Consider the following 8,749-nt stretch of genomic DNA (forward strand, 5'->3'; position numbering starts at 1 on the left):
TCTGAAAAATCCACGATCGAACAAGAAGATAAGCCCTCATCCTAAGGATAAGAATCATGCGTCTTTTGATACTCGGCACCGGCTGGATGGCGGAAGAGCATGCCAGGCAGTTCAGCAGGATCGAAGGCGTCGAACTGGTCGGCGCCGTCGATCTCGACCGCGCGCGTGTCGACAGGTTTTCGGACAACTACGGAATCCCCAACCGGTTCGCGTCGCTGGAAGACGCGCTCGCATGGGACAAGTTCGACGCGGTGGCGAACGTGACGCCAGACCGCATCCACCATCCGACCACCATGATGCTGATCGCGGCGGGCAAGCCAGTGCTGTGCGAAAAACCGCTGGCCGAAAATTACCAGCGGGCCAGTGAGATGGCCGATGCCGCCGAGCAAGCCGGCACCATCAACATGGTCAACCTGACCTATCGCAACGTCGCCCCGCTGCAGCGGGCGCGCGCCATGGTGCTTGCCGGCGACATCGGCACGGTGAGGCATGTCGAAGCGTCATATCTGCAGAGCTGGCTGGTTTCCAAATTCTGGGGCGACTGGCGTACTGACCCGAAATGGCTGTGGCGGCTGTCGCGCGGCCACGGCTCCAATGGCGTGCTGGGCGATGTCGGCATCCATATCCTCGATTTCGCCAGCTACGGCGCGGCGCTCGACATCGACCATGTGTTCTGCCGCCTCAGGTCCTTCGACAAGGCGCCCGGCAACCGGATCGGCGAATACGAGCTCGACGCCAACGACAGTTTCACCATGGCGCTGGATTTCAGCAACGGCGCCTTCGGCGTCGTCCATGCAAGCCGCTGGGCGACGGGTCATCTCAACGAATTGCGGCTGCGCATCTATGGTGACAAGGGTGGTATCGAGGTCGTGCACAATCTGACCGACTCGGAACTGAAAGTGTGCATGGGCGAGGACATCGAGAACGCCAAATGGCAGGTCCTCGATGCCGGAACGGTGCCGACCAACTACCAGCGCTTCGTCGATGCGGTGCGCAGCGGCGTTCAGGCCGAGCCGTCGTTCCGCCATGCGGCCGAATTGCAGAAGGTGCTCGACCTTGCCGTCGTCTCCGACGAGAAGAGGGCTGAGCTCAGGGCCCATGCCGAAACCCATTGATGTTCGCTGAAAGGGGCCAGCCCATGGTCACGCGCCGCGCCCAATGTTCCTGCGGTCAGCTGTCAGCCACCTGTTCGGGCGAGCCTGTACGCGTCTCTGTCTGCCATTGCCTGGCCTGCAAGCGGCGCACCGGCAGCGCGTTCAGCTTCAATGCGCGGTTTGCGGAGAATGATGTGTCGATCCAGGGACGAGCGGCGGAGTTCACGCGCGTTGGCGACGAAGGCGGCCGTGTCATCTACAGTTTCTGCCCGGATTGCGGCACCACTGTCCATTACCGGATCGATGTCCAGCCCGGTCTGATCGCCATTCCGGTGGGGGCTTTCGCCGACCCATCGTTCCCGCCGCCCTTCCTGTCCTTCTATCACGACAGCCGGCGCTGCGAGTGGGTCGAGGTCCGCACTGAGCCTCTGGCGACGTTCGGCTGAAGCCGTCGGCCACCTTCGGCTGACGTTTTTCGACGGTTCAGCCTGCTGATCCAGGGCGAGCCAACGATCGCTTGTTCGATGAACTGGAACCGTCCACACTCTCCACGCATTCGATGGACTGTGAACACGATGACTTCCAACAATGATCCGGGCAACAATGATCCGGGTGGATCACCGGCAGGCTGGACGATCAAGCTCGGAGAGTCGCCTATAGTCGGTACAGCTATCCACAGCGGCACCGACGTTGGCAGGGCTTGTCGATCGCTCATGTGTCTCTCCGATCCTGACCGGCGTCGAGAAGAGGACCCGTTCACCGAGCGTTTCATCGCCGATTTTCCTACCCAGATCATCGTTCATCGGTCACGCTTCCAAGTGGATCTGAACCGTGCGCGAGACGCTGCGGTCTACCGGTCGCCGGACCAGTCCTGGGGCCTGAAAGTCTGGCGAGAGCAGCCGGACGAGGACATCGTTACGGAGTCTCTCTCCTTTCACGACGCCTTCTACAGTGAGCTGAACCGTGTCCTTGCCGGTATCGAGAAGCGCCATGGCAGGTTCGTTCTCGTCGACGTCCATAGTTATAATCACCGGCGCGACGGACCGGAGGCTATGCCTACGTCCCGCGACGTCGCGCCCGACATCAACATCGGTACGTCTTCCATGGACCGCGAACGCTGGGCACCGGTCGTCGACGCTTTCATCGAGACGCTTCGCGGCCAGCGTCTCAACGGCGAGCCGATCGACGTGCGCGAGAATGTGTCCTTCCAGGGCAAGGGCGAACAGACCCGTTTCGTCCATGCCAATTTTCCGGAAACCGGGTGTGCCATCGCCGTCGAGTTCAAGAAGATTTTCATGGACGAATGGAGTGGCGAACCCGACTGGGGAACAATCGAGCGGCTGCGCGCCATGCTGGCGTCTACGGTGCTCGTCCTGGAGTCGGCGCTGCGGGCCATGCGATGAAGCCCAAGCTCGTTGAGCCCGCGCCTCCATTGGCGCAAATCGAATCGGACCTGGACGCGCTTTTGCGGGACGGCAAGCCAATCCGCCGCGATTTCGGCAATGGCAACCGTTTGCACATGGATCGGCCGCTGCCCTTTCTGTGTGTCCATGTTGGGTCGCATCAGGATGCGGCATTCCACGCCGTCTCCGCCAACGCGTCCTATCTGATCGCGGCCGACATCGGCCTCGCCGGCGAGGCCGCGCGGCTGGTGGTGCGAAGGATGCGCGATCACTGCGGCGCCTTCCTCATGCTGGACATCGGCGAGTTGGCCGAAGACCGGTTCCTGACCGAGGATGTTCCGTTGCTGCCGCCCTTCGAGATTGCGCTGGCCTGCGGCGGCACGGCGGCGGAGAAGGCGGCACTCAAGCGCTTCGCCACCGCTGCGTCCGCACGCGAAGCAAAATACCGCACGCCCCGCGTCGACGAACTCAACCCCACGACACGCGCCGAAGCACGGCTTCTGGATGATCTCGGTGATGCGGCGTGCCTGACGATACGCTTCGCACCGATTTACCGGGTGCCTGGCACCAAGCGCGTCTACCCCGAACTCCACGACCTTGTCGTCGCCAACGTGGTCGATTCCGCGCTTCAGGCCGTCAGCGCCTTCCTGAAGGCATCAAGGCTGGAACAGCCGGCAACCCATCGTTCGCTGGGGCGGCGCGCCTATATCGACGCAGTGGTGCGCGCTGATCGGGCGATCGACAACGTCGCGTCGACATTCGATTTTCTGCTTGCCGTCACACCGATCAATGCCGAACCAGCCTGGCTGGAATTCCAGGCAGGCGCCTTCGAGCGTGTGCCCGTACTGCTCTACAGGCCGCTCGAGTTCGAGGTCGCCGGCCAGAAACGGAAGCTCTATTCGGTCTCGCTCGATCATCTGGAAGATCCGCTGCTGACCACGCTGCTCTCGCAAAAGCAGCAGGAACTCGATCTCCAGCTGTCGATGCTCGCGGCGCGCGAAACGCCCCGCTTCGTCGAACTCGGACGAGCTCTCTATGGTAGCGTCGAGCCGAGCCTGGCGGCGCGAGCACGCGCCATTCTTGAAAGGCTACCGCCAGTTGCTTCGGCGGCCCGGCAGACGGGCCTGGGTGCTGACGCCGTTGCCGCGGCCGCGCGAGACATGATCGCCGGCTACCGGGCAGCCTATCCCGAATTCGATGCCTCCGTGGATATCCGCGGCGACCTGCCGGCCGGCCTCCTCGTCTCTCGAAACCGGCTGCTGGTTTCACGCGATACCAACCTTCCACCGGAGCGTCTGACTGCGCTGCTCAGTCACGAGATCGGTGTCCATCTGCTGACCTATTTCAACGGCGATGCGCAGGGGCTCGCCATCTTTCGCAACGGGCTCGCCGGCTATGAGGGCATGCAGGAGGGACTGGCCGTGCTGGCGGAATATCTGGTCGGCGGCATGACCGCAGCGCGGTTGAGGCTGATCGCGGCCAGGGTTATCGCCTGTCAGGCGATGCTCGACGGAGCAACATTCGAGGAGACCTTCCGCATCCTCCACAGGGATTTCGGTCTCGACGATCGCGGCGCCTTCAACGTCGTTCTGCGTGTCTATCGAGGCGGGGGCCTTGCAAAGGACGCCATCTATCTGCGGGGCATGGTGCAGATCCTCGATCATCTGAAGGACGGCGGCAGCCTCACGCCGTTCTGGATCGGCAAGATCTCCGCCGCGCATTTCGGAGCGATCCAGGAACTCAACGCGCGCGGCTTGCTGCGGGCGCCGCGCCTCGAGCCCGCGTTCCTCTCTTCCGACGCGGCGCGTCCGCGTCTCAAGAAAGCGATGGCGGGAATCGGTCCGATCGATATGCTTGAAACTTGAGCGGAGTCTCCTCGATGCGCATTGCGTTCTTTGTCAATTCCATTGAGAGCGAGACGCCCGCCTACACGACGACAGCGTTGGCGCTGGCCGCCGTCCAGCGCGGCCATTCCGTTGTCTATGTTGAACCAGGCGACTTCATACTGCGTCCGGATGACGGTCTGTCTGTCAGCGTAGCGGTTCTGCCGGATGCTTCCTACAAGACGTCCGACAGACTGCATGCTGCCCTGAAGGATGCAGCGAAGCAGAAAAAGACCTTGGCGATAAGCGATATCGACATTGTGTTTCTGCGCAACGATCCGTCGCTGGACGCCACCGATCGGCCATGGGCCGCCAACGCAGGCGTTATGTTCGGGCGGCTCGCGGCGGCGCGCGGCGCGATTGTCGTCAACGATCCGGATGGCCTGGGACAGGCGCAGAGCAAGCTCTACCTTCAGTCTTTTCCCCAGGCGGTCAGGCCGGCTACCCTGATATCGCGCAGCATTACCGAGATCCGCGCATTTATCGACAAACACTCGAAGGGCTGCATCGTCAAGCCACTCCAAGGATCGGGTGGCAAGAACGTCTTCCATATTGCAACGCCCACCGATTCCAACCTCAACCAGATTTTCGAAGCGGCCAGCGGTGACGGCTATCTCATCGCGCAGGTCTACATTCCGGAGGCCAAGGCTGGTGATGTGCGTCTTTTCCTGATGAACGGTCTGCCGCTGGTGCGCGACGGCAATTACGCAGCCTTTCGCCGCGTTCCAGCCAAGGGCGACGTCCGGTCCAATATCCATGCCGCCGGAACAGCCCGCAAAGTCAAGGTAACGGGCACGATGTTGGGCATTGCCGAGATGGTGCGCCCCAAATTGATCAATGACGGCATGTTTCTGGTTGGGCTCGACATCGTCGGAGACAAACTTCTGGAGATCAACGTCTTCACGCCAGGCGGGCTGACACGGCTCGCCGTCATGTACAAGACGGATTTTGCCACAAGCGTCATCATTGCGCTGGAGGAGAAGCGGGTGCTGCGGCAAGCCTATGGAACGGCCATGACAAATTCGCGGCTGGCGACGCTCTGAGGGATGCAGGCAAGCCGGCTAGCAGGCCAACTAGGACCGCAAGTGGGTTGAGGTTCGCACTGAGCCTCTGGCGACATTCGGCGGAAGACGCCGGCCGGGTCTGTCCAGACTAGGGCAGAATCCAATCACTCTGAACGACCGAGTTCAATCCTTGTCTGCCCTTCGTTCGGAGAACTTCTACGGCAAGTTCTGACCCAATCCCGACCTTCCTGCGTTGGAATCTTTCCCAAAAGCCGACGTTGGGTGCGACCGGCGCTCATGACGCGATCCGCATCTTGCCACACGCGCCCGGCCTCGTTTTTGAATGCGTTGCCACGCGTGTGAGAATTCCCACAGACGAACCTACCCACTCCTCATATGCTTTGCGCACCGATCTTGTTCTGACCTGTTCGGTTGAGGAGGAAAATATCATGTACAGATACACGGTCCTTGCAGCGCTTTGCGTGACGACGGGCTACGCCTCTGCAGGTGAACTGGACCCCCTACAAGGAGGGAGTATCGATCTCGGCGGTTTTCAAGGCGTCGTCTATTATACGGAAGCCGATAACAGCTTCCGGGTGGTCACCACGATCGCTGAAGGCGAGGCGGGCTTGCCTGTGCGCTTCGAGGCAACCCTCGATGAAGGCCAAAGCCTCACGATCTCGGTTCCAGGCAGGTTGGACGAGCGCAGCCAAACCGTCGAGATTTCGCGGGCCGGCGGCAAACTCTTCGTGGCAGGAGCCGAGCCCCCTCCCGAACTCGTTCGTGCCGGCCATTGAATCTGTCGCCTCCGAGGACGAACTCGATCTCCGCGAAGGAACAAGACAATGCTTTATACGCTCGTCATTCTGGCTTGCCTGACATCCGCTCCGGAGGCCTGCGAGTCGCGCGAGTTGATCGTCGGCGATTTGGCCATCCATCCCGGGGCCGCTTTTATACAGGCGCAACCACTTGTCGCCCAGTGGACCGAAACGCATCCCGCCTTTTTCGTACAACGTTGGCGACTGCTACCTGGTCGTGGGACATGAATGCTGCACTCGTCTGCAGTTCCGTGCCGGCACAGGGCACGACCGCACAGCCGATTCGGCGGTCGGGCGTAGGTCGGGATTGCCAACGCTCCGTGAATGTCGGCAAATGGCGCTCTGTGCTCGTTGCCGCCGACCGATTCAAACGGCAGGGCCTAACCCATCTCGGCCATTCGCGGCATAGCCAGAATGACTGAGTTTTACCCTAGTCTTCCTCCCGAAAATCCTGCAGCGAGGCATGGCGCAGATTCTCCTCGCCGCGGAGATGCTTCACGCGGCCGATCAGCCCCGGCTTGACCCATTTCGTCGCCGGCCGTTTCATCCCGTTTGGCGGGGCTCCTGCATGCTCCTGCACCCGTTTCCAGAGCCGTTCGCGCAACTCCCGGTTCAAGGTGATGAAAGCCGAGCCGACATAGCGTCCGGTGCCGCGCTCGGCCATGAGCGCGAATGCCGGCTTGCCTGCCTCGCGCTCGACGCCAAGCAGTTCGTATTCGTCGATCGAATAGGCCTTGGTCTTCAGCCAAGCAGTGGAGTTGCCGCTGCGATATTTGCTGTCCTTGCGCTTCGAAACCATGCCTTCGAGCCCCGCCTGGTCTATCAGGTGGAAGATCGCCTTAGCCTCGCCGGGAGGCGCCTGGCTGAATTGGATACGGCCACCGTCCGGGATCATCTCGGCAAGGATCTCGCGGCGGTCCTCCAGCGCCATGTCGCGCGGGTCGTGACCATTGAGATGCAGAAGATCGAAGGCGACGAATAGAGGTCGTGCTGGCGTCGGGTGATGGCTTTCCGCAAGGCTCCGAAGTCAGACAGGCCAGTCTCGTTCAATACGACGATCTCACCGTCGATGATGGCGCTTTCCACGTCCAGTTCAGCGGCGGCCTTTGCGAGGGCGATGCCGATGGCGAAACTGTCCGAAGGCGACACGATCACGATGACTGGCGAGGTGACGCTTGTTCACGATGACGGGACCGTCAAGGTTCGGCTTCACGGCTACGACGTTTCGGTGACGACGCGCGGGGAACGCCTCGCCGAAATACCGGACCTCTCCACCGCGTCCGCCCTCGGCAATCGCGACAGCATGCTTGGCTTTCGACACATCGACACCGACGTAAAAAACGTTATCTTGCTCCATGGCCCGTCCTTTCTTCGCTTGGGGCTCGGCTCGGCACTCCCGAGCAACCCCCGTTTGCTAAACAGCTGCAAAGCCTAAGGGCGGGCCGCCGCTCAGACCACGGTCATAACGTCTAATAGCCATCGCAACCTTACCCGCCAAATCGTCCTTGTTGCGCCAATATTTGACGAGCTTCTTTTCATACAGCTTTCGGAATCTCTCGAGTTTGGCCTTTTTCTCGAACTCGCCCTTTTCCGCGGCCCACGTCTTGCGAGCACCGCCTTCGAGCAAAAACGCTACGGTAGGCACGCCTTGGGCGACGGCGTACCCGTACTCCATCTGGGTGTAGCTCTTACCCTTCAACTCTGAGCCGTACCGCTCTGCTACGATGAGTACGTAGTAGTCGCTGTCATCGATGCGCCGCTTAATGTAATCCCATTGAGTGTCGTCGCTGGCTTGGAATGCCGCCATCCCCACAGGAATATGCCCGAGGTTAAGAACGGCCTCGATGACCGACCGTCTTTCGTCCACCAAATCGGCGTAGGTCGAGCTGACGAAGATTTGGTATTTAACGTCCACGCGGCTTCACCCTTCGATCCGCCCTTGTAAGTCTGCAAGCAGGCTGGGGGATAACGTTCCGTGCCCGCGTCAAGAAGCCGAGTCATGATTCTTGCAAGGGTGAAGCGATCAAAGCCTGACCCGCGCGCTGGCACGCTAGGTTGCCCGGTTTGCCGGAAGGAATAATCACTTGCGGCCGAGGAGTATGAAACGTGCGGTGCCCCCCGCCGCAGCGACAGCCTTCGCTATTCCTTCTTGTCGACCAGCGCCCGTAGTGCCGAGACGTCATGCAGCAATAACCTGCTGCCGCGCTTTTCGATCAGGCCTCTCTTGGCGAGGTCGCTCATTTCGCGCGAGACCGCTTCCCTGTGCGTGCTCATCGTTGCCGCCAGCTCGGAGTGCGTCGGTGCCGGGCTTATGGACACCTCGCCGTCCACGGGTGCGGCTTTCTCCGCCCGATGCAGGAGCTCGACGATCAGCCGTTTTCGCACGACCAGAGTGCTGTATTCGAATACCCGCTCGGTCATGCGCCGGAGCTGGGCAGACAGATGCTCAAGCAGCACCCAGGCAAAAGTCGGGTGGGTCATCACGATATCCCGGAATGCTGTGCCGGACAGCCGTGCAGCGCGGGTTGCCTCCAGTGCGACTACGCT

The 8,749-nt window shown here is 61.2% G+C and carries 10 protein-coding genes; 7 read left to right on the top strand and 3 right to left on the bottom strand.

Annotated elements, in window-relative coordinates:
- Positions 1–56: 56 nt before the first annotated feature.
- From AC0L16_RS05315 to AC0L16_RS05340, 6 genes are all read left to right on the top strand, one after another.
- Complete coding sequence (locus tag AC0L16_RS05315; RefSeq protein WP_473619431.1) at positions 57–1,115, top strand: Gfo/Idh/MocA family protein; 1,059 nt, start codon at positions 57–59, stop codon at positions 1,113–1,115.
- Positions 1,116–1,138: 23 nt separating this feature from the next.
- On the top strand, positions 1,139–1,540 hold the full coding sequence (locus AC0L16_RS05320; RefSeq protein WP_027155694.1) for a GFA family protein: 402 nt from the start codon (positions 1,139–1,141) through the stop codon (positions 1,538–1,540).
- A gap of 129 nt (positions 1,541–1,669) precedes the next feature.
- Positions 1,670–2,497, top strand: a complete 828-nt coding sequence (locus AC0L16_RS05325) for an N-formylglutamate amidohydrolase (protein ID WP_473619432.1) — start codon at positions 1,670–1,672, stop codon at positions 2,495–2,497.
- Positions 2,494–4,362, top strand: coding sequence for a flavohemoglobin expression-modulating QEGLA motif protein (locus tag AC0L16_RS05330; RefSeq protein WP_473619433.1), 1,869 nt, complete (start codon positions 2,494–2,496; stop codon positions 4,360–4,362). The genes AC0L16_RS05325 and AC0L16_RS05330 overlap by 4 nt, the downstream gene beginning before the upstream one ends.
- A gap of 14 nt (positions 4,363–4,376) precedes the next feature.
- Positions 4,377–5,423, top strand: coding sequence for a glutathione synthetase (locus AC0L16_RS05335; RefSeq protein WP_473619435.1), 1,047 nt, complete (start codon positions 4,377–4,379; stop codon positions 5,421–5,423).
- Between the two features lie 410 nt (positions 5,424–5,833).
- The gene (locus AC0L16_RS05340; protein WP_254026881.1) at positions 5,834–6,181 is read left to right on the top strand and encodes a hypothetical protein; all 348 of its coding nucleotides are present in this window, start codon (positions 5,834–5,836) and stop codon (positions 6,179–6,181) included.
- A 451-nt stretch (positions 6,182–6,632) separates the two neighbouring features.
- Here the strand turns inward: AC0L16_RS05340 and AC0L16_RS05345 are convergent, their stop codons facing one another.
- Positions 6,633–7,133, bottom strand: coding sequence for an ATP-dependent DNA ligase (locus AC0L16_RS05345; protein ID WP_473619436.1), 501 nt, complete (start codon positions 7,131–7,133; stop codon positions 6,633–6,635).
- Between the two features lie 192 nt (positions 7,134–7,325).
- Here AC0L16_RS05345 and AC0L16_RS05350 point away from each other — a divergent pair, with 192 nt between their 5' ends.
- The gene (locus AC0L16_RS05350; protein ID WP_473619437.1) at positions 7,326–7,637 is read left to right on the top strand and encodes a hypothetical protein; all 312 of its coding nucleotides are present in this window, start codon (positions 7,326–7,328) and stop codon (positions 7,635–7,637) included.
- On the opposite strand, the gene AC0L16_RS05355 is transcribed toward AC0L16_RS05350, so the two are convergent.
- Together AC0L16_RS05355 and AC0L16_RS05360 are read right to left on the bottom strand one after the other, a co-directional pair.
- Positions 7,617–8,117 carry a DUF4062 domain-containing protein gene (locus AC0L16_RS05355; RefSeq protein ID WP_254026883.1) on the bottom strand — a complete coding sequence of 167 codons (501 nt, stop codon included), beginning with the start codon at positions 8,115–8,117 and terminating at the stop codon, positions 7,617–7,619. The genes AC0L16_RS05350 and AC0L16_RS05355 overlap by 21 nt on opposite strands.
- 224 nt (positions 8,118–8,341) lie before the next feature.
- Positions 8,342–8,749: Crp/Fnr family transcriptional regulator (locus tag AC0L16_RS05360; RefSeq protein ID WP_473619439.1), on the bottom strand; the 408-nt coding region annotated here is incomplete at its 5' end.

It is taken from the genome of Mesorhizobium sp. WSM4848 (assembly GCF_055811375.1).